The organism is Hartmannibacter diazotrophicus, from assembly GCF_900231165.1.
Classification (GTDB): domain Bacteria; phylum Pseudomonadota; class Alphaproteobacteria; order Rhizobiales; family Pleomorphomonadaceae; genus Hartmannibacter; species Hartmannibacter diazotrophicus.
On record NZ_LT960614.1, the window covers coordinates 1,042,903 to 1,066,441 of the forward strand.

Annotated in this window: 18 protein-coding genes; 9 read left to right on the plus strand and 9 right to left on the minus strand. The window is 64.9% G+C overall.

What is annotated here, in order from left to right:
* Window positions 1-68 precede the first annotated feature (68 nt).
* Together HDIA_RS04865 and HDIA_RS04870 are read right to left on the minus strand one after the other, a co-directional pair.
* Complete coding sequence (locus HDIA_RS04865) at window positions 69-1,673, minus strand: bifunctional metallophosphatase/5'-nucleotidase (protein WP_099554895.1); 1,605 nt, start codon at window positions 1,671-1,673, stop codon at window positions 69-71.
* A 191-nt stretch (window positions 1,674-1,864) separates the two neighbouring features.
* Window positions 1,865-2,779: a LysR substrate-binding domain-containing protein gene (locus tag HDIA_RS04870; RefSeq protein WP_099554898.1), complete on the minus strand. Its 915-nt coding sequence runs from the start codon at window positions 2,777-2,779 to the stop codon at window positions 1,865-1,867.
* Between the two features lie 195 nt (window positions 2,780-2,974).
* On the opposite strand from HDIA_RS04870, the gene HDIA_RS25565 reads away from it, so the two are divergent.
* Window positions 2,975-3,130, plus strand: a complete 156-nt coding sequence (locus tag HDIA_RS25565) for a hypothetical protein (protein ID WP_162292585.1) — start codon at window positions 2,975-2,977, stop codon at window positions 3,128-3,130.
* A 43-nt stretch (window positions 3,131-3,173) separates the two neighbouring features.
* Here the strand turns inward: HDIA_RS25565 and HDIA_RS04880 are convergent, their stop codons facing one another.
* The 3 genes from HDIA_RS04880 to HDIA_RS04890 all read right to left on the minus strand — a co-directional run bounded on the left by HDIA_RS04880 (window position 3,174) and on the right by HDIA_RS04890 (window position 9,405).
* Window positions 3,174-5,561 carry a methyl-accepting chemotaxis protein gene (locus HDIA_RS04880; protein WP_099554902.1) on the minus strand — a complete coding sequence of 796 codons (2,388 nt, stop codon included), beginning with the start codon at window positions 5,559-5,561 and terminating at the stop codon, window positions 3,174-3,176.
* A gap of 185 nt (window positions 5,562-5,746) precedes the next feature.
* On the minus strand, window positions 5,747-8,455 hold the full coding sequence (locus tag HDIA_RS04885) for a bifunctional acetate--CoA ligase family protein/GNAT family N-acetyltransferase (RefSeq protein WP_099554904.1): 2,709 nt from the start codon (window positions 8,453-8,455) through the stop codon (window positions 5,747-5,749).
* Between the two features lie 125 nt (window positions 8,456-8,580).
* Window positions 8,581-9,405: a universal stress protein gene (locus HDIA_RS04890; RefSeq protein ID WP_197708101.1), complete on the minus strand. Its 825-nt coding sequence runs from the start codon at window positions 9,403-9,405 to the stop codon at window positions 8,581-8,583.
* A 212-nt stretch (window positions 9,406-9,617) separates the two neighbouring features.
* Here HDIA_RS04890 and HDIA_RS04895 point away from each other — a divergent pair, with 212 nt between their 5' ends.
* Entirely contained in the window at window positions 9,618-10,958 is a 1,341-nt protein-coding gene (locus HDIA_RS04895) for an HD-GYP domain-containing protein (RefSeq protein ID WP_099554906.1), read from the plus strand.
* 109 nt (window positions 10,959-11,067) lie between these two features.
* On the opposite strand, the gene HDIA_RS04900 is transcribed toward HDIA_RS04895, so the two are convergent.
* On the minus strand, window positions 11,068-12,108 hold the full coding sequence (locus HDIA_RS04900) for a glutamine synthetase beta-grasp domain-containing protein (protein WP_099554908.1): 1,041 nt from the start codon (window positions 12,106-12,108) through the stop codon (window positions 11,068-11,070).
* Between the two features lie 627 nt (window positions 12,109-12,735).
* On the opposite strand from HDIA_RS04900, the gene HDIA_RS04905 reads away from it, so the two are divergent.
* A complete protein-coding gene (locus HDIA_RS04905) occupies window positions 12,736-12,948 on the plus strand; it encodes a DUF2735 domain-containing protein (RefSeq protein WP_099554910.1) in 213 nt (70 codons plus the stop codon).
* Window positions 12,949-13,108: 160 nt separating this feature from the next.
* Here the strand turns inward: HDIA_RS04905 and xseA are convergent, their stop codons facing one another.
* Both xseA and HDIA_RS04915 read right to left on the minus strand, forming a co-directional pair.
* Window positions 13,109-14,569 (minus strand): exodeoxyribonuclease VII large subunit, encoded by a 1,461-nt coding sequence (gene xseA, locus HDIA_RS04910; protein WP_099554912.1) that lies wholly within the window; start codon window positions 14,567-14,569, stop codon window positions 13,109-13,111.
* Between the two features lie 98 nt (window positions 14,570-14,667).
* Complete coding sequence (locus HDIA_RS04915) at window positions 14,668-15,378, minus strand: type 1 glutamine amidotransferase (RefSeq protein ID WP_099554914.1); 711 nt, start codon at window positions 15,376-15,378, stop codon at window positions 14,668-14,670.
* A gap of 264 nt (window positions 15,379-15,642) precedes the next feature.
* Between HDIA_RS04915 and HDIA_RS04920 the strand changes: the two genes are divergently transcribed.
* The 6 genes from HDIA_RS04920 (at window position 15,643) to HDIA_RS04945 (ending at window position 21,972) form a co-directional block, all read left to right on the plus strand.
* The gene (locus HDIA_RS04920) at window positions 15,643-16,473 is read left to right on the plus strand and encodes a sulfite exporter TauE/SafE family protein (protein ID WP_099554916.1); all 831 of its coding nucleotides are present in this window, start codon (window positions 15,643-15,645) and stop codon (window positions 16,471-16,473) included.
* Window positions 16,474-16,585: 112 nt separating this feature from the next.
* The gene (locus HDIA_RS04925; protein ID WP_099554918.1) at window positions 16,586-17,200 is read left to right on the plus strand and encodes a LysE family translocator; all 615 of its coding nucleotides are present in this window, start codon (window positions 16,586-16,588) and stop codon (window positions 17,198-17,200) included.
* Window positions 17,201-17,315: 115 nt separating this feature from the next.
* Window positions 17,316-18,269: a DMT family transporter gene (locus HDIA_RS04930; protein ID WP_099554920.1), complete on the plus strand. Its 954-nt coding sequence runs from the start codon at window positions 17,316-17,318 to the stop codon at window positions 18,267-18,269.
* 38 nt (window positions 18,270-18,307) lie between these two features.
* Complete coding sequence (locus tag HDIA_RS04935) at window positions 18,308-19,546, plus strand: MFS transporter (RefSeq protein ID WP_099554922.1); 1,239 nt, start codon at window positions 18,308-18,310, stop codon at window positions 19,544-19,546.
* 72 nt (window positions 19,547-19,618) lie between these two features.
* On the plus strand, window positions 19,619-20,992 hold the full coding sequence (locus tag HDIA_RS04940; RefSeq protein WP_099554924.1) for a glutamate--cysteine ligase: 1,374 nt from the start codon (window positions 19,619-19,621) through the stop codon (window positions 20,990-20,992).
* Window positions 20,993-21,228: 236 nt separating this feature from the next.
* Window positions 21,229-21,972 carry a DUF937 domain-containing protein gene (locus tag HDIA_RS04945; RefSeq protein WP_099554926.1) on the plus strand — a complete coding sequence of 248 codons (744 nt, stop codon included), beginning with the start codon at window positions 21,229-21,231 and terminating at the stop codon, window positions 21,970-21,972.
* Here the strand turns inward: HDIA_RS04945 and HDIA_RS04950 are convergent.
* Complete coding sequence (locus HDIA_RS04950; RefSeq protein WP_099554928.1) at window positions 21,957-23,240, minus strand: Hsp70 family protein; 1,284 nt, start codon at window positions 23,238-23,240, stop codon at window positions 21,957-21,959. The two genes, HDIA_RS04945 and HDIA_RS04950, sit on opposite strands and share 16 nt — an antisense overlap.
* Between the last annotated feature and the right edge of the window lie 299 nt (window positions 23,241-23,539).

Consider the following 23,539-nt stretch of genomic DNA (forward strand, 5'->3'; position numbering starts at 1 on the left):
AATGGCATTTGGGGTGGAAACACAATGTGCAACGGTTTCCTTCCAAAAGCCTCTGGAGTGGCCCCCTTTCACTCCGCCTCAGTCACGCGGCCGTCCACATAGGGCTGGTAAGGCGCGTTCGCGCCGGTCATGTACTCAATCACGACATTTTCGAGGTTCGGTCCGAAGTCATAGGCATTCTGGGCGTCGGTCGCGAACACCGAATAGCCGTCGCCGCCCCGGCGCATGTAGTCGTTGGTGACGACGAGATAGGTCTTGTCCGGATCGATCGGCGCCCAGCCGTCGCCATCCTTCACCTCGACGCTCTTGATGCGGCCCTCATTGGGCTTGGCCGCCTTGGTCCAGGTGTATTTGAGGCCGGCGACCTGCGGGAAGCGGCCGGCGCCCTCCTCGACCTGTGAGACGCCATTCTCCAGCGCCGCGACGATGCCCTTGCCGGTGAGCTGGAAGGTCGCCACCGTGTTCTGGAACGGCAGGACGGTGAGGATCTCGCCCATCGTGACGGGGCCTTCATCGATGGAGGCCCTGAGGCCGCCGCCGTTCTGGATCGCGATCGTCACGCCCTGGCTCGCCGTATGGGCGAGCATCGCGTCGGCGACGAGATTGCCCATCTCGCATTCCTTGGCGCGGCAGGTGTCGCGATTGCCGTCGATGGGCGCGGCCGTGTCGGCTACGACCTCGGCGCGGATTTCCTCCAGCGGTCCGGCGAGTTCATGGACGCGCGCCTTGATCGTCGCATCCTCGGCGACGGCGTTGTCCATGATGATCGGTGCGCCGACAGCGTCGATGACCTTGCCGTCGTCGTCGAAGGTGACCTTCAGTTCGCCGAGGAACTTGCCGTAGGAGGCGGCCTGCACGATCGGCACCCGCGTTCCGTCCGGCGCATCGACCCAGGTCGGGTAGGGGCCTTCGGCCTTGTCGTCCGTGCTGGAAAGATAGGTGTGGCTGTGGCCGCCGACGATCACGTCGATGCCGTCGACGCTGGCGGCGATGCGCTGGTCGACCTTGTAGCCCGAGTGGCTGAGGACGATGATCTTGTTGACGCCCTCGGCCTGCAGCTTGGCGATCTCGCGCTTCAGCGCCGGCTCCGGGTCGGTGAAGGTGATGTTCTTGCCGGGGCTTGAAAGCTCGACCGCATCGCGCGGGGTAAGCCCGATGAGGCCGATCTTCTGGCCGTCCTTCTCGATGATCGTCGAGGGCTTCAGGACGTCGGCGAGTGTCGGCTCCTTCGAGACGTCGGCATTGGACAAAAGGATCGGGAACTTGATCGCGTCCATGAAGCCGCGCAGCACTTCGGGGCCGTCGTCGAATTCGTGGTTGCCGACGGTCATGGCGTCATAGCCGAGCGTGTTCATCAGCTCGGCCGCGGCCTTGCCCTTGTAGTAGGTATAGAAGAGCGAGCCTTGGAACTGGTCGCCGCCATCGACGAGAAGGGAATTGGGGTCGGCCGCCCGGCGCTCCTTGATCGCCGTGTCGAGGCGGGCCGAGCCGCCGAAGCACTTGCCCTCGGCGGTGTCCTTCTCGCCGCAGGTCGAGTCGTATTTGTTGATCGGCTCGATGCGGCTGTGGAAGTCGTTCGTATGCAGGATGGTCAGCGTGTAGTCGGCGAACGCCGGAGCACTCATGCCGGCAAGAAGGGCGATGGCGGCAGCGCCGAGAAGAAGCCTTTTCATGTGACCCACCTGTCGAAAATGTTGCGTCCGGAAAAACGGCGCAAGCGTTGGTTTCGCCCGATCGATTTAGCCCGGTCGATCGGCTTTACGGTCATCGCATGAGTGTGATGCCAGCCCATCCTGACGGCAAGATGAAACTTTGGCGTTCTTGACCGTTCGGAAAAACAAATTCTGTGCAGCTGTGGAGATCGTCAGTCGGGCGACGAGAGCTTCAGGATTGACAGGCTCTCCTCCAGTTCCCGCCGCATCCAGGCCTTGAAGGCCTCGACCTTCGCGCTGCGCCGCGTCTCGGGCGCCGTCACGAAATAATAGCCGAAGCCTGTTCTGGCAGCCGCCGGAAAGGGCACCGCGAGGCAACCGGTCGCGACCGCATCGATGACGAGCGTCTGCCAGCCGAGCATCACCCCTTCGCCGGAGATGACGGCATCGAGGCAGAGCGAGGCCTCGCTGAAAACATGACGCACGCTCGGGGCAGGGCGGTCGCCAAGGCCGGCCTCCCTCATCCACGTGCCCCAGTCGAACATCGCGTTGCCGTCGACGATAGCCGGCAGGGTGAGAAGGTCGGATGGCGTCTTGATCCGGTCGAGAAGGCCGGGTGCGCAGACGGGAAAGACGAGCTGCTCCAGAAAGAACTCCGCCCGTACGTTCGGCCAGGAGCCGGGGCCGATGCGGATGCACAGATCGACGTCCGAATGGGAGGGATCGACGAGACGGGCGCTGGCGTCGAGCCTCAGGCTGATATCCGGGTGCTGGCGGGTGAAGCGGTCGAGCCGGGGCAGTAGCCAGCGCGAGGCAAGGATCGGTGCGATCGAGATGGTGAGGATGTTCGAATCCGTCCGCCTTGCCGCCGAAACGACGCCGGCAAGGTCTCCGAAGCCGTTCGAAAGCCGCGCCAGCAACGGGCGGGCCGCCTCGGTCGGCTCCATGCCGCGCGGCGTTCGCTCGAAGAAGGTCAGGCCGAGCTGCCGCTCTGCCTTGATCACCTGCTGGCTGACGGCGCCGACGGAGACGCCGAGTTCGTCGGCGGCCGCCGGCAGCGAGCCGAGTCGCCCGACGGCCTCCAGCGCCCGAAGCCCTGTCAGATGAACCTGGTTGAGATCACGCATATAGATTTTCTACAGGCAAGGCGGAACATTCTCAATTGTGCCGGACCGCCGCAGACGCAAAATAGGCTGCTTCCTGAAGAACGATTTGGAGGAAGTCGAATGCCTGTCAAGAAATTCTGGAGATGGCTGCAACGCGGGACCGCAAGACCGGCGTGGCATAGCCTCGACCCGATGAACCACCCGGACGTCTTGCGGATGAGCGAGCGCGAGCTCGCCGACCTGCCGATGGACCCGTGGAGTTGTCCGGACGTCTCGCTGGTCGGAGCCGGGGTGTCGCCACGAAACATCCGATCGGCCACCTCGCCGGGCCGCTGCCTGGCGATCGCCACGAAAAAAGCCGCCGGAGCCTGAAGCGCCGGCGGCTTTCTTGTTCCCGGGATCAGCGGAGTGCGCGTCAGGCCGCAAGCACGTTGGCGATGAAGCGCTCGACGGACTGCTTGAGATTGGCGGCCTGTTCGTTGACGTCGCGCGAGACCTCGAGCACCTGCGCGGCCGATTGCGTCGTTTCGCCGACGACACGGGACAGCGCCCCGGTCTCGTGCACGGCGCGCTCGGTGCCGGCGGCGGCCCGCTGCGCATTCTCCGAGATTTCGCTGGTCGCATTGCCCTGCTCGATGATCGAGTGGGCGATTGCGCCTGTGGAGCTGTCCACTTCGCCCATCGTCGCCGTGATCTCCCGGATCGCGCTGACCGCTTCGGAGGTCGACTGCTGGATCGCATGGATCTGCGCGGCGATCTCCTCGGTCGCCTTGCCGGTCTGGTTGGCGAGCGACTTCACCTCAGAGGCGACGACGGCAAAGCCCTTGCCCGCTTCGCCGGCCCGCGCCGCCTCGATGGTCGCGTTGAGGGCGAGAAGGTTGGTCTGCTCGGCAATCGCCTGGATCAGCGAGACGACGTCCCCGATGCGCGTGGCCGCTTCCGCAAGACCGGCGATCTTGTCGTTGGTGATCTGCGCATTGCGGCTCGCCGCATCCACCGTCTTGGTGGCAATCTCCACCTGCCGGCTGATCTCGGCGATGCTGGCGGCCATTTCCTCTGCTGCTGCAGCGACGGTCTGGACGCTGGAGGAGGCATCGTCCGAGGCGTTGGTGGCCACGCCGGTGCGCTGCACGGCCTCTTCGGCGATGTTGTTGAGGTCGCGCGCGGTGGTTTCCATCTGGTTGGCGTTGGAGCTGACCGCGCTCACAAGCTCCTCGATCTCGCCCCGGAAGTCGGCGATGAGGGCATCGACCCGCTGCTGGCGGGTGGCGCGGGCGGCCTGCTCGCGCTCGGTCGCCTCGGCGAGATGGAGCCGCTCGACGGCGTTGTCGCGGAAAACGCGCACGGCGGCCAGCATGCCGCCGATCTCGTCACGGCGTTCGCTGGTGTTGATGTCGATGTCCGTGTCGCCGTCGGCCAGTCGCCGCATCGCGCCGGTGAGGCCGGAGATCGGACCGGCGATGATGCGGGTCAGCGCGAAGGCGATGGCACAGGCAAGCACCAGTGCGCCGACAACGGTCGCCATCATGGTCCAGGTGCTCGACGTCTGGCTCGTGCTGGCCGATTGGACGCGCCGCGCGACGACCTGCTCGATCGCGGTCACGGCGGCGTCCGCCTGCTGGCGAGCCTCCGTCCTCGCGGCCACAAAGGCATTGGTCGCGGTCACCAGCGCGTCGAAGCTCGCCTGGGTTTCGGCGATGGTCGAGGTCGGGTCGGCAACGCCGGTGTCGGCGACGGCCTTCGTCATGATGCCGAGCTCGGCGAAGCGGTCGGCGACGGCCTTGGCGGCCTCTTCGCCGGGGGTCAGGCGATAGCTCAGCACTTCCGCATTGAAGGCGGCGACCGACTTGCCGAAGGCGCGCGCGGATTCCGCGCCGGCGATCGCAACGGTCTTCTGGGCCGTGTTGTCGGCAACGGCGCGGTTGCCGTCGATCAGGGCCTGGTTCAACGCGCCGCGAACGCTATCGGCAAGCGTCACCATCTCGCCGAGGGCCTTCAACGCGTCAGATCGCTTCTCGGCAATTACCTTCATGTCGTAGGATTCGTTGATCGCCCGGATGATGCCGACGATCTCCGTGAGTTTTTCCGCGAGCTTCCGGCTCGCCTCGCTCGCTTCGGGAACGAGAGGACTGGCGGCAAGATCCTTCACCGGCGTCTTCATGTTCGCGATGGTCTGGCGTGCGGCGGAGAAGTCCTTGGCGTCGGTCGTCACCACATAGGTCGTCAGCTGCAGGCTGGTCCTCAGCGCATCGGCCTGAATGGTGCCGGCAATCGTATTGAGCCTCCGGATCGCTTCCAGATTCGCAAGGATCATGTCGCTGCTGCGGTCGATGTCGGACGCCTTGGCGCCGAGAACGGCGGCGACCTTCACCGACATCTTGTTGAGGGCCTTCATCGTCTCGGCGATCTTGGCGGAGGAGTCGGTGATCTGTGCCGACGTCTGCTCCAGAGCGCCAAGCGCCGAACCGAACTGGTCGATCGCGTCGTAGGAATTGGCCAGTTCAGGCTCGGACCGGTCGCCGAGCGCGGCCAGCTTGTCGCTGATCTTCGCCAGTTCCTCGCGCGCCTGCTCGGTGATGGCCGGATCGTTCACTTCGAGGAAGCGGTTGACGGCCCCGCCCGCACTGTTGACACCGGCCAGCACCGAGGCTGACTGCGATGTCATGTCGACCGCCCTGCCGAGGCTGCGGATGCCGGTCAGGCCGACACCACCGACGACCGCCGCGATCAGGGTGACGGCGACCACGCCCGCGCCAATCTTGACCGCGATCGAGCGATTGTTGGCAAAAGACTTCAAACTCATGAGGGCCTCGAAGCAGTTCCGTGACGGAAACGGGAAAGAGGCTTCCAAGATTAGGCCGCAATTCGGACTAAACGATTAATCCGGCGGTAAGGGTAAATTAACGCCCGCAAACACGGGCCTGCGACCCGATGGCTTGCTTGCGGAAATCTTGCACGCCTGTCGGCGGGTGCCCAGGTCCGGGCTCGCTAAGGGGTAAGGTCCAGAACGACTTCCATGATGTCCGGCGCGTCGACCTCCGGCTTGGCGGCAAATCCCAGCTCGCGGCACATGCCAAGCATCGTCGTGTTCTCGCGCAGCACCTCGCCGCGGATGCGCCGGTAACCCTCTTTCTGGGCAAAGCCGATGATCTGCTGCATCAGCCGCCAGCCAAGCCCTTCGCCCTTGAGGTCCGAGCGCACGGCGATGGCGTATTCGCCGGTCACGCCATCCGGGTCGCCATGCAGCCGCACGGCGCCCAGCATGTTGCCGGTCTCTTCCTCGATGGCGATGAAGGCCATGGCGCGGGCGTAGTCGATCTGCGTCAGACGCGCGATGAAGGCGTGCCCGAATTCCTTGACTTGGCTGAAGAAGCGCAGCCGCATGTCCTCCGGCGTCATCCGGGCGAAGAAGGGCGGATAGAGCACTTCGTCCTCGGGCCGGAGCGGCCGCAGGAAAACCTTGATCCCGCTCTTGAGAACAAGATGGCTCTCCCATTCGCTGGGATAGGGGCGGATGGCGAGGCGAGGATGTCCGGCAAGCCGCGCGTCATGCACGATGGCGGGGCGCGTGTCGGCGTTCACCGAGACTCGTGCGTCGACGATGGTGATCGCCTCCGAATCGGCGATCACGGGGTTGAGGTCGATCTCGCGAATTTCCGGATTTTCAGCCACGAGTTGGGAGAGCTTGACGAGGAGGACGGCGAGGGCCTGCCGGTCGACAGGCTTGCGGTCGCGATATCCCGCAATCTGGCGCGAGACGCGCGTTCGCCCGATGAGGTCCAGAGCGAGGTTGATGTCCAGCGGCACCAGCGCCAGCGCCTTGTCGTTGATGACCTCGACCGCCGTGCCTCCACGCCCGAAGACGAGCACCGGGCCGAAGGTGGCATCGTCGGCAACGCCCGCGATCAGTTCGACCGCCTTGGGCGCGAAGACCATCGGATGCAGCGATATGCCGTCGATCCGTGCTTCGGGCCGCAACTCTCGGGCACGCTTGATGATCCGCCGCATCGCCTGGATCACGTCGTCGTTGGTGTGCAGGTTCAGTTCCACGCCGCCGACGTCGGATTTGTGCAGGATATCCGGCGAGGCGATCTTGGCGACGACAGCCTGATAGTCCTTGAACAGCTTTTCGGCGGCATCGACGGCCTCGAAGGCGTTCGCGCAGGCAATCGCCGGAACGATCGGCAGGCCGTAGGCCGTCAGAAGGTCCGTCACCTCCAGCGCGGTCAGCCAGTCGCGGCCATCGTCGAGGGCATTGTGGATGGCGGCCTTGGCGGCCGCGTGATCGGGCGAGAAATCGGCCAGAAGGTCCGGCGGGGTCGCGGTCAATGCCTCCTGCGCGTCGGTATAGCGCACGAGTTGCATGATGCCCTCGATGGCACGGCTGGGCGAACCGAGGCAGGGGATACCAGCCTTGGCGAAGAGGGCCGGCGAGCCGTCGTCGGAACCGAGCCATGCCGCCATCACCGGCTTCTTGCGGCTGTGTCCGCGGTTGTAGGCCGTAGTCGCCTCGATGACCGCTTCGGCGGCCTCGCGTGAGGAGGCAAGCGCGGTCGGGCAGTTCATCGCCACGATGGCATCGACGCCCTTGTCGGCCAGAAGCTGCTCCATGGCGACGCGGTAACGTTCCGGGTTGGCGTCGCCGATAATGTCGACCGGATTGCCGTGCGACCAGGTTTCGGGCAGCGTGGCATTGAGGGCCTCGAGCGTTTCGGGCAGCAGATCGGCAAGCGTGCCGCCGAGTTCCACGAGCGTATCGACGCCCATGACGCCGGCACCGCCGCCGTTGGTCAGGATGCCGATGCGCCGGCCCGAAAGCTTGGGCACGTGGCTGAGTGTTTCGGCCGCGGAGAAGAGCTCGTCCAGCGTCTTGACGCGCAACAGTCCCGCGCGCCGGAAGGCCGCGTCGTAGACCGCGTCGACGCCGGCAAGGGCGCCTGTGTGGGAGGCCGCCGCCTTGGCGGCCGCCTGGCTGCGCCCGGCCTTGATGACGACCACCGGCTTCATGCGCGCCGCAGCCCGCGCCGCCGACATGAAGGCGCGCGCATCGCGGACGGACTCCACATAGAGCAGGATCGCCCGCGTGCTGCTGTCGAGGGCGAAATGATCGAGGAGGTCGGCGAACCCGACATCCATCGCGTCGCCGATGGAGACGAGGCCGGAAAATCCGACGTCGTTGTCCTCGGCCCAGTCGAGGACGCTGGTCAGCATCGCGCCCGATTGCGAAATGAGGGCGAGATCGCCGGGCATGCCCGGACGTTGGGCGAAGCTCGCATTGAGCTTGTGACCCGGAACGGAGATGCCGATGCAGTTGGGGCCGACGATGCGCATCCTGTGGCGCCGGGCGCACTCCAGCACGGCGTCTCCGATCGAGCCCTCGCCCTTGCCGAGACCAGCCGTGATGACCACCGCGCCGCGGGCGCCTCGCTTGCCGAGCGCCTCGATGCAATCGAGGACCGCCGCAGGCGGCACCGCCACGACGCCGAGATCCGGGTCGGCCGGAAGATCGGCGATGCTGCGATGGACCGGATGGCCGCCGATCTCGCCGCCCTTCGGATTGACGAGGAAGACCTTGTCACGGTCTCCCGCCAGAAGATTGGCCGCGATCACGCCGCCGACGCTGGCGGCCTTGCGGCTGGCGCCGACGAGCACGACGGATCGCGGCGAGAAGAAGACATCGACAGGTCCAAAAGGCATGGCGTCGTCGGCTCCGTGATGGGGATGCGGAGGTGTGGAACCCGATGCGGACGACCCGCAGTTTGCCTGATTCCCTTGACGGGGGAACGACGTCCATTCGTTGAACGGCGTCGCTCCCGCTGTCGTCAGTGCGCGATGATCAGGGGAATCTCGGTCTTGCCAAGCATATCCTGCGTGGCGCCGCCGACGATGAATTCGCGCAGCCGGCTGTGACCGTAGCCGCCCATCACGCAAAGATCGGCGCCGATACCCTTGAAATAGTGGTTGAGCGCCTCGGCCACGTCCGATGCATCGCGGTTGAGCGTCGTGACGGTGACATTGAGGCCATGGCGGGCGAGATAGGTTGCGACATCGGCGCCGGGCTCGCCGTCGTGACTGATGGCATTGGGAACGATGACGATTTCGATGCTCTTCGACATCGTCAGGATGGGCATGGCCGCGTGAACCGCCCGCGCCGCCGTCGAACTGCCGTCCCAGGCGATCACGACGCTGTCGGTCTTGACCGATTTCGTCCAGCCGCGGGGGACGATCAGCACCGGCACGCCGGCATCGAAAAGCATGGCCTCGATCAGTGCCGCGCGCATCGGCTCGGGCTTGTCGACGTCCTCCTGGCCGACGACGACGATGTCGCTGAGATGGGCCTGCGCGACGATGGACCCGGTCGACCCGGCAAGCACGGTGACGATCCGGCCTTCGTAGTCGACGTCGGCGTTGCCGGCCAGATGATCGAAGCGGTCGAGCGCCGTTTGCGCTTGCCGTTCGGCCTCTTCGACCGCCCCGACGAGATAGTCGGCCGGAATCGGCACGGCGAGATAGGCCGGCGCCATCGGCTCCATGGCCAGCGCCAATCCGGTGACATGGGCACCGCTGCGCTGCGCCAGATCGATGGCCGCCGCCGTTGCCGGCTGGGACTCGTCGAAAACATCAACAATGACGAAAATATCTTTCACCGACATGGCTCCTGCCTCCATCGTCTTGATCGTGCGGGCAATCTGTCCGGGAACAGATGGGCCGGCATTGATCCGGCGCAAACGCCCGAAAGTTTATTATGCCGACCTTATATAGTGCGTTTGACGGTCGGCATCCTCGGGCTCTTTCGGCCGGTCACAGGTTCTTAAGACCATCTCGGCACTGTTTTGGCCAGCTGCGGGGAAGGAACTGGATGCAGACGCTGCGACTGGCCGAACTGCTTGGGGCACTGTCCCAGGCTCTGGACCTGACCGAGGGACAGCCGGCGGGGCATTGCGTGCGCTGCGCCTACATCGGCACCCGCCTCGGGCGCGAACTCGGCCTCGGCGGCCCGGTCCTTGCCGACCTTTATTACACGCTTCTCCTCAAGGATCTCGGCTGCAGCAGCAACGCGGCGCGCATCTGCCAACTGTATCTCGTCGACGATCTGGCCTTCAAGGCGGACTTCAAGCAGATCGACGGCAGCCTGCCCCAGGTTCTGCGGTTCGTCCTGTCTCACACCGGCCTCAAGGCGGGGCTTTCGGAGCGGTTTCGCGCCATCCTTCATATCTTCCAGAATGGCGGCACGATCGCGCGCGAGCTGATCGAGACGCGCTGCCACCGCGGCGCGGAAATTGCCGCCAAGATGCATTTCTCGGCCAGCGTCTGCGAGGGCATCCTCTCGCTCGATGAGCATTACGACGGCTCCGGCAAGCCGGAGGGCCTCTCCGGCGACCAGATCCCGATGTTCTCGCAGATTGCGCTTCTGGCCCAGGTCGCCGACGTTTTTCAGGTCGCGGCCGGGCCGCAGGCGGCGATCCGCGAAGTGAGCGGGCGTTCGGGCACCTGGTTCTCGCCGTCGCTCGTCGCAGCCTTCTGCCGTCTTGCCGAGGACGAGGCCTTCTGGAGCGAACTTACATCGGATGAACTGGAGTCCCTCGTCCTCGCGCTGGAGCCGGCCGTGGTGGAGCGTCTGGTCGACGAGGACTATCTCGACGACATTGCCGAGGGCTTTGCGAATGTCATCGATTCCAAGAGCCCCTACACATCCAATCACTCCGAGCGGGTGACGCTGTTCGCCGACATGATCGCCGAGGAAATGGGAATTTCAGCGGAGCGGCGGCGCTGGCTGCGGCGGGTCGCGCTCCTGCACGACATTGGCAAGCTCGGCGTCAGCAACGGTATTCTCGACAAGCCGGGCAAGCTGGATGACATCGAATGGACTGAAATGCGCGAGCATGCCGCCATGTCCCGCACGATCCTGAAGCGGATTCCTGCGTTCGCGGAGTTGGCGGAGGTCGCCGGCGCCCATCATGAGCGCCTTGATGGCAAGGGATATCCCGACGGTCTTTCGGGGGACGAGATCTGTTTGGAGACCAGGATCATCACCACCGCGGACATCTTCGATGCCCTGACCGCCGAACGCCCCTATCGCGCGGCGATGCCGGTCTCCAAGGCCTTCGCCATCATGACCGACATGCTCGATACGGCGATCGATCCCGGTTGTTTCGATGCGCTGCAGCGCGCCGTCGGGCGGCTTGAGATGGCAGCCTGACCAGCCGGGAGCGGGGAGTGCTCGCCAGGTGCCGCTGGACCGGGAAAGAAAAAACGGCGCGGACCAGATGGTCCGCGCCGTCTACGCAACAACTGCCTTGAAAAGGTGATCAGGCCGCGGCGGTCTTGAAGGCTTCCGTCGAAACTTCCGCGATCGTCTTCAGAACCTGCGAGGCGATCGCATAGGGGTCGCCCTGGGAGTTCGGGCGGCGATCCTCAAGATAGCCCTTGTAGTCGTTCTTGATGAAGGAGTGCGGAACGCGGATCGAGGCGCCACGGTCGGCAACGCCCCAGGAGAACTTGTTCCACGGAGCCGTCTCGTGCTTGCCGGTCAGGCGCATGTGGTTGTCCGGACCGTAGACGTCGATGTGCTCTTTCCAGTTCTTGCCGAAGGCTTCCATCAGCGCTTCGAAATAGGCCTTGCCGCCGACTTCACGCATGAACTTGGTCGAGAAGTTGCAGTGCATGCCCGAGCCGTTCCAGTCGGTGTCGCCGAGCGGCTTGCAGTGATACTCGATGTCGATGCCGTACTTCTCGGTCAGGCGCTGCAGCAGGTAGCGCGCCATCCAGATCTCGTCGGCGGCCTTCTTGGACCCCTTGCCGAAAATCTGGAACTCCCACTGGCCCTTCGCGACTTCCGCGTTGATGCCTTCGTGGTTGATGCCAGCGGCGAGGCACTGGTCGAGATGCTCTTCGACGATCTCGCGGGCGATGCTGCCGACGTTGCTGAAGCCGACGCCGGTGTAATAGGTGCCCTGCGGAGCCGGGAAGCCCTGGTCCGGGAAGCCGAGCGGCCGGCCGTTCTCGTAGAAGAAGTACTCCTGCTCGAAGCCGAACCACGCACCCTCGTCGTCGAGGATCGTTGCGCGCTTGTTGGTCGGGTGCGGCGTGACGCCATCGGGCATCATGACTTCGCACATGACCAGCGCGCCGTTCGTGCGGGCGGGGTCCGGATAGACAGAAACAGGCTTCAGGACGCAGTCGGAGTTGCTGCCTTCGGCCTGCATGGTGGAGCTACCATCGAAGCCCCACAGGGGAAGCTGCTCGAGCGTCGGGAAGGAATCGAATTCCTTGATTTGTGTCTTGCCGCGCAGGTTCGGTACGGGAGTGTAACCGTCGAGCCAGATATACTCGAGCTTGTACTTGGTCATAGAGCGCCTCTCACAAACTGCCGGCCTCCAATGGGTCGGCTTGTTTCGATTGGGGGTCGGCAACGTTGAAAAGGGATCGCCAACTGCGCCGCGGACAGTGCATTTTGCATGCCATTTTAGGGTGAGATGCTGCACTGCGAGAGCGGTCGGGCGGTGTTCTGGGCCGGGAATCGCCAGGTTAACGAAACGTAAATCCATGATTTCAGGCCGGAAAGCAGCGCCCTGATCGTCGTGTTCCTGTCGCCGGGAGAGGCGACGCTTTTGGGCCGCGCGGGGAGCCTGGAGGACCGGGTTGCCGGTCGAACAGCGATTTCGAGCTTGGATGCTCCAGGGAATCGGCGACGCCTGGCTTGTCCTTGGCTGATGCATAATCATTTGAAAATAAACAATAAAATGATGATTTGACCCTCGATTTCCATGCCGCGCGCAGGTGAGTCATGGCGGGAACCATGACCGCCGCCCAAGCGTTCCAAAACAGTAGCCAAGGAATTGGGCACGGGATCGTTTGCGGATAGTATGAGCAAAAATGACTTTTTACTAGGCAATCTGCGCAAATGATGTGCACTATGAGGCACCTAAAGACTGCGGGCCAGGAGGTGCCCGACACGACCTGATTGGAGAGTTGGTATGGCTGGTAGCACATATGGCGGAACCGCCAAGATCCTCGAATTCCCGCTTGGCGGCCGTGCGGGGCTTGCACGTCACTGCGAGAAGGCCGCTCTTCCCACCGCCGCGCAGTTTGCGAACTACTGCGACGCGGCCTCCGGTGGGAGCTGGTATCACGAGGAAGCCGTGCGCGAAGCGGAGCACGACGACGAGATTCTCGGTCCGCGGCATTGAGCCATTGCGTCAGGTGCCGAAGGGACTGAGATCGGTCCTGGCGCCGGCGTCAGATAGTCATCGCCCAAGTGGCAATCCCGAGGGGGCGGTGAGAACGTTTAAGATCAGGCCGGCAAGAGCCTGCTGACTGAAACTGGGCAGTGTGTTCGATCCACAAGGGTCAGAACAGGCTGCCCTGTTTTTCGTCCGGCTTTGTCTTCTCCTTCTTGCGCGGCGCGCGGGAAGGCGAGGGGGCCGTTTCTCTCGCTGGCGGTTCCATCCGGGCGTCGTCATTGCCGTCTTCGATGCGGGCCCCGACGCGTCCATCCGCAAATTCGATGTTGACCATCTGTCCGGCATGAACACTGGCTGCCGTGCGAAGCGGTGTGCCGTCCGCATCCCGGACCAGCGCGAATCCACGAGCGAGCACCGATGTATAGCTGACGGCGCCAAGCAGCCGCGACAGCCGGTCGAAATGCGCGCGCCGCCGCTCGATGCTGGCGGCGAAGGCGCGGTCGGCGCGTTGCTTGAGGTTGCCCAGCCGCTCGGCACCCATCTCGACACGGCGCGCAAGGCTGACGGGACTGAGCCGCGCCGTCGTCCGGTCGAACCTTGCCCGGTGCGCGGCGGTGTTGGCGCGAAGGGCCTGGACGAGATGGCTCGACGCCTGGTCGAAACGCTGCCTTGGAAGCTGCAGGATGTCGCGCGGCCGCGGCAGGGCCCGGGTCGCCGAATGAAGCGCGACCCGACGCGCCTCCATGAGACGCGTGAGGGCGCCCCGCTGACGCCGGGCAAGCTCGTCCACCTGATCGAGGAGGTCCATGCGCACGGGAACGGCCATTTCGGCAGCCGCGGTCGGCGTTGGCGCGCGAACGTCCGCCGCAAGGTCGATCAGCGTCCAGTCGGTCTCGTGGCCGACCGCAGAGATCAACGGGATGTCCGAGGCAGCCGCCGCACGCACGACCGCCTCCTCGTTGAAGCCCCAGAGGTCTTCGAGGCTTCCGCCGCCGCGTGCGACGATGAGGACGTCGGGTCTCGGGATCGGGCCGTCCGGCGCGATGGCATTGAAGCCCGCGATGCCGGCCGCGACCTCCGGACCTGATGTCTCGCCCTGCACCCGCACGGGCCAGACCAGCACCTGCACGGGAAAGCGGTCGGTGATGCGGTGGAGAATGTCGCGGATGACGGCGCCGGTCGGCGACGTGACGACACCGATGACGCGGGGCAGGTAGGGCAGGAGTTGCTTGCGGGCCGGATCGAACAGACCCTCTGCCGCAAGACGCTTCTTGCGCTCCTCAAGCATCGCCATCAGCGCGCCGACGCCGGCCGGCTCCAGAGCCTCGATGACGATCTGGTACTTGGATGAACCGGGGAAGGTCGTCAGCTTGCCCGTCGCGATCACCTCCATCCCCTCTTCGGGGCGGAAGCGCAGGCGGCCCATGGTCGGGCGCCAGACGACCGCTTCGAGCCGCGCCTTGTCGTCCTTCAGCGCGAAATAGGCGTGGCCGGAGGAATGCGGCCCGCGATAGCCGGAGATTTCGCCGCGCACGCGCACATGTCCGTAGACGTCCTCCACCGTGCGCTTGAGCGCGAAGGAAATCTCCGAGACCGTGAATTCTGCCGCGTTGGTGTTGTCGCTCATCCTGTCTCTTCAGTCGGCCAGTCTTTTGAGGCGGCTTGCGCGTGGCCGCCGAGATGGCCACGGCCCGCCCGCCGGGTCAACCCCGCCTCAGGGCTCTCTCACGCCGCCGGGTGGATGAGCGCCACCCAGGCGCGCGCGATTTCCAGCCCCACGCGGTCGGCCTCGGTGCCGAGGGTGCTGGCCTGTTCGGCGTAGGTGTCGAGCCAGCCGGGGTTCTCCCTGGAGATCATCTCTTCATAGTCGGCTTTCCAGTCCGCCACGGCGCCGGTATGGGCCTCGAAATGGAACTGGCAGGCATAGACCGCGCGGCCGATGCGGAAGGCCTGATGGCGGGTGTGGTCGTTCTCGGCCAGATGCACCGCGCCGGGCGGCAATTCGAAGGTGTCGTTGTGCCACTCGAAGAGATGGGTCGCGCCGTTGAGCGCGGACATCACCGGATCGGCATGCCCCTCGGCCGTCGCGCGAATCGGCTGCCAGCCGAATTCCAGCGGGTTGCCGATGATATTCCGTCCGCCATGGGCTCTCGCGACGATCTGCGAGCCGAGGCAGATGCCGAGCACGGCCTTGTCCGCCTCGCCGAAGGCACGGGCAAGGCCCGTCAGATGCGGCAGATAAGGGTGCGTGTCATCGGCCAGCGCGTTCTGCGCGCCGCCGTAGATCACCAGCGCATCATGCGCGGAATGATCCTCGGGCAGGACCCCGCCCTCGTTGCAGCGGACGATATCCAGTTCGGCGCCGGCCTCCTGAAGGGCCATGCCGACGGTGCCGAGATCGGTCTTCGGGTGATTGATCGCAATGAGAACGCGCATGGAGGGAACGGGAGACTCGAGAAAATGAAAGGGGACGCAGGATCCATAGCACGGTGACGGCGCGATCTGGAACCGGTGCGTCAGCCGTGTCCCGCGCTGTCTTTCCCGAGGGCACCTCGACGTGGCATATGATAAGGGAACACAACTCTTTCGTCCGTTCGGTCGCTGGACCGTTTCACCAATTGCCGATCAGATCGTCGAAGCGGCCATCCCGATGGCCGCGCGGTCTCTGAGGCCTCATCCTTCAAAGTCGGAGTCTCTGACGTGAGCGGCTACCCGTTGAGCCAGTTGATCGAACTTGCGGCCTGGATTTTAGCCGCGGGTGCCCTCGTGGGGGTCCTGGCCGGGCTCTTCGGCATCGGCGGCGGCGCCGTGATCGTTCCGGTCCTTTATGAGGTTTTCCGCGTGTTGGAGGTTCCCGAGGCCCTGCGCATGCAGCTTGCCATCGGCACGTCCATCGCGATCATCGCACCGACAACCTTTCGCTCCTATGTCAATCACAACAGGCGCGGCGCGGTGATTCCCGGCGTCGTGGTGCCGTGGGGTGCCGCGGCGGTCGTCGGCGTCCTGATCGGTTCGGTCGTCGCGGCCTTCGCGCCGTCGGCGGTGTTCAAGATCGCCTTCGTCATCTTCGCCACCCTCATATCGCTGCGCATGTTCCTCGGCACGGATCGCTGGAGCCTTGGCACCGAACTGCCCGGCCGAGGTCCGATGACGATCTACGGCATGATGACCGGCCTCATCTCCTCGCTCGTGGGGGTCAGCGGCGGTGCCTTTTCCAACACGATCATGACGCTCTACGGCCAGCCGATTCATCGGGCGGTCGCCACGTCGTCCGGCATCGGGGTGCCGATCACCGTTGTCGGCGCGATCGGTTACATGATCGCCGGCTGGCGCTATCGCGACATGCTGCCGCCGCTCACCGTCGGCTTCGTCTCGCTCATCGGCTTCGCGCTGATGGCGCCGGTCGCGAGCTGGACGACAAGCTACGGCGTTCGTCTCGCCCACTGGCTGCCGCACCGGGTCCTCGAAATCGGCTTCGGCCTGTTTCTGGGCAGCGCCGGCGTCAGGTTTCTGGTCAGTCTGATCAACTAGAAACGGGTGGACGTTTCCTGAAAGCGGGAGCATTTTGCGTGCCTGCCCCTGCCCCTGCCCCTGTCGATGCGGGCCCCCGCCGGTTGCCGGCGGATTTGCCTGGAATGCTGCCATGACCCTGATGACGCTCCTCAGTTTTGCCCTTGCCCTCGCGATCGCCGCGGCGATCCCAGGTCCCGGTGTCACCGCCATCGTCGCCCGCGCGCTCGGCTGCGGCTTCTGGGGGACGCTGCCGATGATCATCGGTCTGACGCTCGGTGACCTCATCTATCTGAGCTGCGCCATCTTCGGCCTTGCCGCCATCGCCAAGACCTTCGGCACGGTGTTTCTTGTCCTGAAATATCTCGGCGGCGCCTACCTTCTCTATCTTGCGGTCAAGCTGTGGCGCGCGACGCCCGACGAGGGCCTTGGCGCCACCGTCAGCCGCGATGCCTCGCCCTGGCGCGGGTTTTTGGCCGGTCTGCTGGTCACGCTGAGCAATCCCAAGACGATGGTCTTCTATCTCGCATTCCTGCCGACGTTCCTCGATCTCGCGGCCATCGACCTGACGAGCTACGTCGAGCTTTGCCTTGCCGTGATCGCGGTGCTTCTGGTGGTGATTTCCGCCTACGCGCTGGCCGCCGCCAAAGCCCGCGCGCTGTTCCGGCGGCCGAAGGCCGTGCGGGCGATGAACCGCGGCGCGGGCGCCATGATGGCCGGCGCTGCCGTCGCCGTCGTCTCGCGCTAACGCTGCCGTTCGGATTCATCAGCATCCCTGATGAATCCCATTGACGTCATTCGTTGGACTTTTTCGCCGAATAGGCCGATGGATGCCGTTTTGGCGTCCTGAAAAAGAGAAGAAAATGGCTGACAACGCGGCAGGAACCGTGACGCTTGCCCCCTCAAGCCCGCCTCCCGCCACCGGTGCTGCGATCGGAACCTACGACATCGGCCTCTATGCCATTGCGATCATGGCCTGGAGCACGAGCTGGATCGCGCTTAAGTATCAGGTCGTGAGCGGCGTCCCGGCGGAGGTCTCCATTGCCCTGCGCTTTGCCGCTGCCAGCGCGATCATGTTCGCATGGGTCCTGGCGAGCCGGCGCAGGGTCGTCTTCCCGCTGCGGCTGCACCTGCGCATGGCGCTGACCGGCGCTCTGCTGTTCTCGCTGAATTTCTATTGCTTTTATCTCGGCGGACGCTTCCTCGCCTCCGGCCTCCTGTCGGTCGTCTTCTCCCTCGCCTCGATCGGCAATCTCCTGCTCGGCGCATTGCTGCTCGGCCAGAGGATCAACGCCCGCATTGCCTTCGGAGCCATCGTCGGCCTCGTGGGCATCGCCCTCATCTTCGCACCGGAAATCACCGGCACGACGCTCAACCACGATGCGCTGACCGGCCTTGGACTGTGCGTCGCCGGCACGATCTGCTTTTGCTTCGGCAACGTCATTTCGAGCCGCCTGCAGTCCGAGCGACTGCCCGTCTTCTCCACCAACGCCTGGGGCATGGCCTATGGCGCGCTGGTGATGGCCGTCATCGCGCTTTTGAGCGGAGACAGCTTCGCCGTTCCCCTGACGACGGATTATGTGGTCTCCTTCGCCTGGCTCACCGTCGTCTCCACGGTCGTCGCCTTCGCCTGCTACCTGACGCTGCTCGGGCGCATCGGCTCGGCCCGGGCCGGCTACGCCACGGTTGTCTTCCCGGTCTTCGCTCTGTTGATCTCGACGGTCGTGGAAGGCTACCAGTGGAGCGTTCCCGCGATAGCCGGGCTCGTGATGGTTCTGACCGGCAACGTCATCGTGCTGACGCGGCGCCGGGGCTAGCCGGTGAGCCTGCCGAAGTCTCTGGCCCCGTCCGCCTCATGACCGGTCTCCTGCCTTTCATCCGCGACAATCTCCGCTGGCTTGCGGGCGGCTTCCTGCTGCTCTTCTGCTCCGCCTTCGGCCAGACTTTCTTCGTCTCGCTGTCCGCCGGAGAGATTCGCAAGGCCTTCCAACTCTCCAACGGCGAATTCGCGACGCTCTTCATGGTGGCGACGCTGCTGAGCGCGGTGATCCTGACGCGGCTGGGATCGATCATCGACACACGGCCCGTGGCCTCGGTCGTCGGGCTCGTCACGCTGGCGCTGGCGGCCGGCGCGGCGATCCTCGCGCTCGGCAATCACCTGGTCATCGTCTTCATCGGGCTCCTGCTCCTGAGGCTGTTCGGCCAGGGCATGATGGTCCACGTGGCCTTCACCACCGCCGGGCGCTGGTTTTCGGCAACCCGCGGCCTTGCCATCTCGATCATGACCCTCGGTTTCAATGCCGGGCAGGCGATAACGCCGCTAGCCGCCGTCGTCGCCATCGAATGGTTCGGCTGGCGGGCGCTCTGGTGGGCCGTGGCGGCGCTTCTGGCATTTGTCGCTCTGCCGCTGCTCGTCTTTCTCCTGAAGCAGCCGCGCACGCCGCTCGATACCTCGGTGCACGATGCTGTCGCGGCTCCGCGCGACTGGACGCGCAAGGAGGTCCTGCGCGATCCGGTCTTCTATCTGCTTCTGCTCGGCATGCTGCCGCCGACCTTCATCAGCAACACCGTCTTCTTCCATCAGGTCTATCTGGTGGACTTGCGGGGATGGGACCTGACGCGCTTTGCCGAGAGCTTTCCGCTGCTCTCCGGTGTCACGATCCTCTGCACCTTCCTTGCCGGGCAACTGGTCGACCGGTTCACGGCGCGCCAGCTTCTGCCCTTCTATCTCATCCCCTTCGGACTCGGGCTTTTGATCCTCGGCTTCGTGGAACAGCCCTGGGCAGGACCGGCCTATTTCGTTCTCTATGGCATCACCGACGGCTTCTCGCTTTGCCTCTTCGGCGCACTGTGGCCGGAGGTCTACGGGCGCCGCCATCTCGGTGCGATCCGCGCGGCGATCGTGGCCATGATGGTCTTCTCGTCCGCGGCCGGTCCCGGCCTTGCCGGCTGGCTCATCGATGCCGGCATCGCCTATCCCGGCGTCCTCACCACAATGGGGCTTTATTGTCTGGTGGTTACGGCTCTGCTGATGCCGACGGTGCGCCGGGTCGAACACCGGCTCTCCGATCACCTGTCGATGGCTTCAACGTGATCGTTTCTCCTGATTGATTGCAGCAGGGGGCGCAGATAGTGTGCGCCTTCCTTTTCCTCTGGGCGGCTGTTCATGGCGCGTGACACTTCCGACGATACTCCGATCCGCTCGCTGACCGATCTGGCCGAGCGCCTTGCATCCGGCTCGAAGCCGAAAGAGGCGTGGCGGATCGGCACCGAGCACGAGAAGTTCGGTTTCTACCTCGCCGACCACACCCCCGTGCCCTATGAGGGGCCGAAGGGCGTTCGCGCCCTTCTGGAAGGGATGGAGGGCCTTCTCGGCTGGGAGCCGATCATCGACCGGGGCCTCATCATCGGCCTGGTCGATCCCACCGGGGGCGGCGCGATCAGCCTTGAGCCCGGCGGTCAGTTCGAGCTTTCCGGCGCGCCGCTCGACAACCTGCACCAGACCTGCAAGGAAACCTACGCGCATCTGGCGCAGGTGCGCGAGATCGCCGAGCCACTCGGCATCGGTTTCCTCGGTCTCGGCATGAGCCCGAAGTGGACCTTCGCCGAGACGCCGCAGATGCCGAAGTCGCGCTACGACATCATGAAGAACTACATGCCGAAGGTCGGCACGCGTGGCCTCGACATGATGTTCCGCACCTGCACCGTCCAGGTGAACCTCGATTTCTCGTCCGAGGCCGACATGGTGCGCAAGATGCGCGCCTCGGTCGCCCTTCAGCCGATCGCCACCGCGCTCTTCGCCAATTCGCCCTTCACCGAGGGCAAGCCCAACGGGCGTCTGTCCGAACGTTCGGAGATCTGGCGCGATACGGACAACGACCGCTCCGGCATGATTCCCTTCGTCTTCGAGGAGGGATTCGGGTTCCAGCGCTATGTCGACTGGGCGCTCGACGTGCCGATGTATTTCGTCAAGCGCGGCGACACCTACCACGATGCCACCGATATCACCTTCCGCCAGTATCTGGACGGCGGCTTCGAGGACCGGATTCCGGGCGTGGTCCCCTCCATTGGCGACTGGGACAACCATCTCTCGACGCTCTTTCCCGAGGTCCGCCTGAAGCGGTTCCTGGAAATGCGCGGGGCGGACGGCGGCCCCTGGCGGCGCATCTGCGCGCTGCCCGCCTTCTGGGTCGGCCTTCTCTATGACGAGACGGCGTTGGACGCGGCCCTCGACCTCGTCAAGGACTGGACGACCGACGAAATGCAGGATCTGCGCGACCGCGTGCCGACGACGGCCCTTGCCACCGAGTTCCGGGGGCGGACGGTTCATCAGATCGCGCGGGACGTTGTCTCGATCGCCCGTGGCGGCCTCGCCCGGCGGGCGCGCCTCAATTCCGGCGGCTACGACGAGACGCAGTATCTCGATCCGGTGATGGAGACGCTCGCGTCAGGCAAGACGCCGGCCGAGCTGATGCTCGACCGATACAAGGGGGAATGGCAGGGCGATATCGATCGGGTCTTCGAGGCCTACGCCTACTAGAACGGCCCGCTCCGTCTTTTCACTGATTGTGAAGCGCTTTTCCCGGCCTTTTTTCAGCCATCGTTTGACGCCGGCGAAGGATGCGTGGATCATCGTCCCGCGAGTGTATGCCTTGAGCATATCGAAAAGCCGATTCTCGATGAGCATGCGCCCCGATCACGATGATTTCGTGACCCTGCAGTCCGAAGTCTTGACCGTGATGCCCTGACCCTTGGAAAGCGCGGGAGCTTGCCGTCTTGTATACGTTCACGGACTTGATGCGTCAGGCGCAGCACGGACAGGCGATCGAGAATTTCGCCTCCCAGTTCGGCATGACGCCAAACGATATTGAAAAACTGATGGCGACGATGCTGCCCGTCTATGCCATGGGCATGCAACGCCGCATGACGATGCCGAACGCCGATCCCTTCGGCCTCTTTGCCCTGATGCGCACCGGACCCTTCAAGGCCGCCTTCGACAGCTACGACGCCGCCGTCGCCAAGACGACGCAGGACGCCGGCATCGAGGCCATGGCGAAGATCTTCGGCTCCCGCGAGGCGGCAAAGGCGATCGCCGAGCAGGCAGCCATGATGACCGGCATCGGCACGGATATCGTCAACCGCATGATGCCGATGATGACGTCGGTGCTGCTTGGCGGTCTCGGCAAGGAGATCGACAAGGGCCCCTTCGTCGCGATGATGGAGGCTTGGCAGAAGGGCTTTTCGGGGCAGGCCGAGAACAAGCCTGGTGCTGCGTCCGCCGCGCCGTTCAACCCGTTCACCGCGCCGATGGATGCGTTCATGAAGGGGTTTTCCGCCGGAAAGCCGGAGCATGCCCCTGAACCGGAGCCCGAGCCCGAACCGGAGCTGCCGCCGGAACCGGACTTCCAGAACACGGGCGTGGCGGCGCTGAAGCATATGTTCGACGCCGGCATGGAGCTTCAGGAAACCAACCGCAAGGCCTTCGAGCGCATCCTGGAGACCTATCAGCAGCGGGCCTGAACGCCCCTTTTGTTCTCTGCCGGCCCGTAGCGCCGGGCGGCCTCGATCGCAAGACCGGTGCCGACGGACCCGAACGTGTCGCCCTCGACGGCGCGTGCCTCGGGTACGGCGCCAAGAATGGCGGCATGCACATGGGCAAGGCGGGTCGAGCCGCCGGTGAGGAAGACGGCGTCGATCGCCTCGCGCCCGATGCCGGCAAGTGCCAGGCAGTCGTCGATGCGCCGCCCGATGGCCGCGGCAAGCTCACGGGTGTCTTCGAACATCGCCGGCTGTGTCAGTGCCCGCGACAGCCCTTTCTCGATCCACTCAAGGTCGATGACCGTGCTCTCGGTCTCGGCAAGGGCGATCTTGGCGTTTTCGACGTCGAGCGCCAGCGTGTGGCCGCGCTGCTCCTCGATCACATGGAGCAGGCGGCCGATCTTTTTCGGCTCGGCGCAGTCGCGCTCCAGTTCGCCAAGGTCCCTCAGCACCTTTGGCTCGTAAAGCCGGTTGATCGCGGACCAGGTCGCAAGGTCGTGGAAATAGCCGTTCGGAACGTTGACCCCCGGCCGCTTCATCGCGCTGCGGAAGCCGAGCAGCGGCATGACCTCTTCCAGCGAGAGCTTGCGGTCGAAATCGACGCCGCCGATGCGGATGCCGTCGTTGGCGAGAATGTCTTCCGTCCGGTCGGGCCTGCGGGCCCTTTGCGGTCCGATGCGCACGATCGAGAAGTCCGATGTGCCGCCGCCGATGTCGGCGATGAGGGCGAGCTCTTCGCCCGCGACCTGCAGTTCGTAGTCGAGCGCGGCCGCGATGGGCTCGTACTGGAAGGAAACGTCCTCGAAACCGGCGCCGAGCGCCAGAGCCCGCAGCACCTCCTCGGCGCGGGCGTCGGCAGCCGGATCGTTGTCGACGAAATGAACCGGGCGCCCGTGCACGACCTGCGCAAGGCGCGCGCCCGTCTCTGCCTCGGCGCGCTTCTTCACGGCGCCGATGAAGCTGCCGATGACCTCGCGGAACTTGAGGCGCTGCCGGCCGACCAGCGTCGTCTCGTCGATGAGGGAACTGCCGAGAACCGACTTCAGGCTGCGCATCAGCCGTCCGTCCTCGCCGTCGACATAGGCGGCGATCGCAGCGCGGCCGAGGTCGTAGCCGCCGTTGCGGTGATAGAAGACCGAACTCGGAACGGTGACGGCATTGCCTTCCAGTGCGACGAGGCGCGGTCCGGCATCGCCGGCAAGGCCGAGTGTCGTGTTCGAGGTGCCGAAGTCGAGGCCGCATGCCGACATGGAAAAATCCCGGGCCGGACAGCGTCTGCCGGCTTCGTTCAAGAAGGGTCTGGAAAGGCGAAGGGCGGACGTATCGGGTTTGGCTGTTCCGATCAAGTCCGAATGCGGCGACAGCGAAAGAGAACGGCGCGGGCGCAGGGTCCGCTGGCCCGGGTTCAACCGTCAACGCAAAAAAAAGTGGCGACCCGCCGAGGCAGGCCGCCAGTTGAACCGGCAGGGGGCCGGTGATCAAACTTTGAAAGCACCCTCCCGGACCGGGGTCCGGGAGGGGCAGAGCGGTCGGCCGCGTCCGGAGGGCG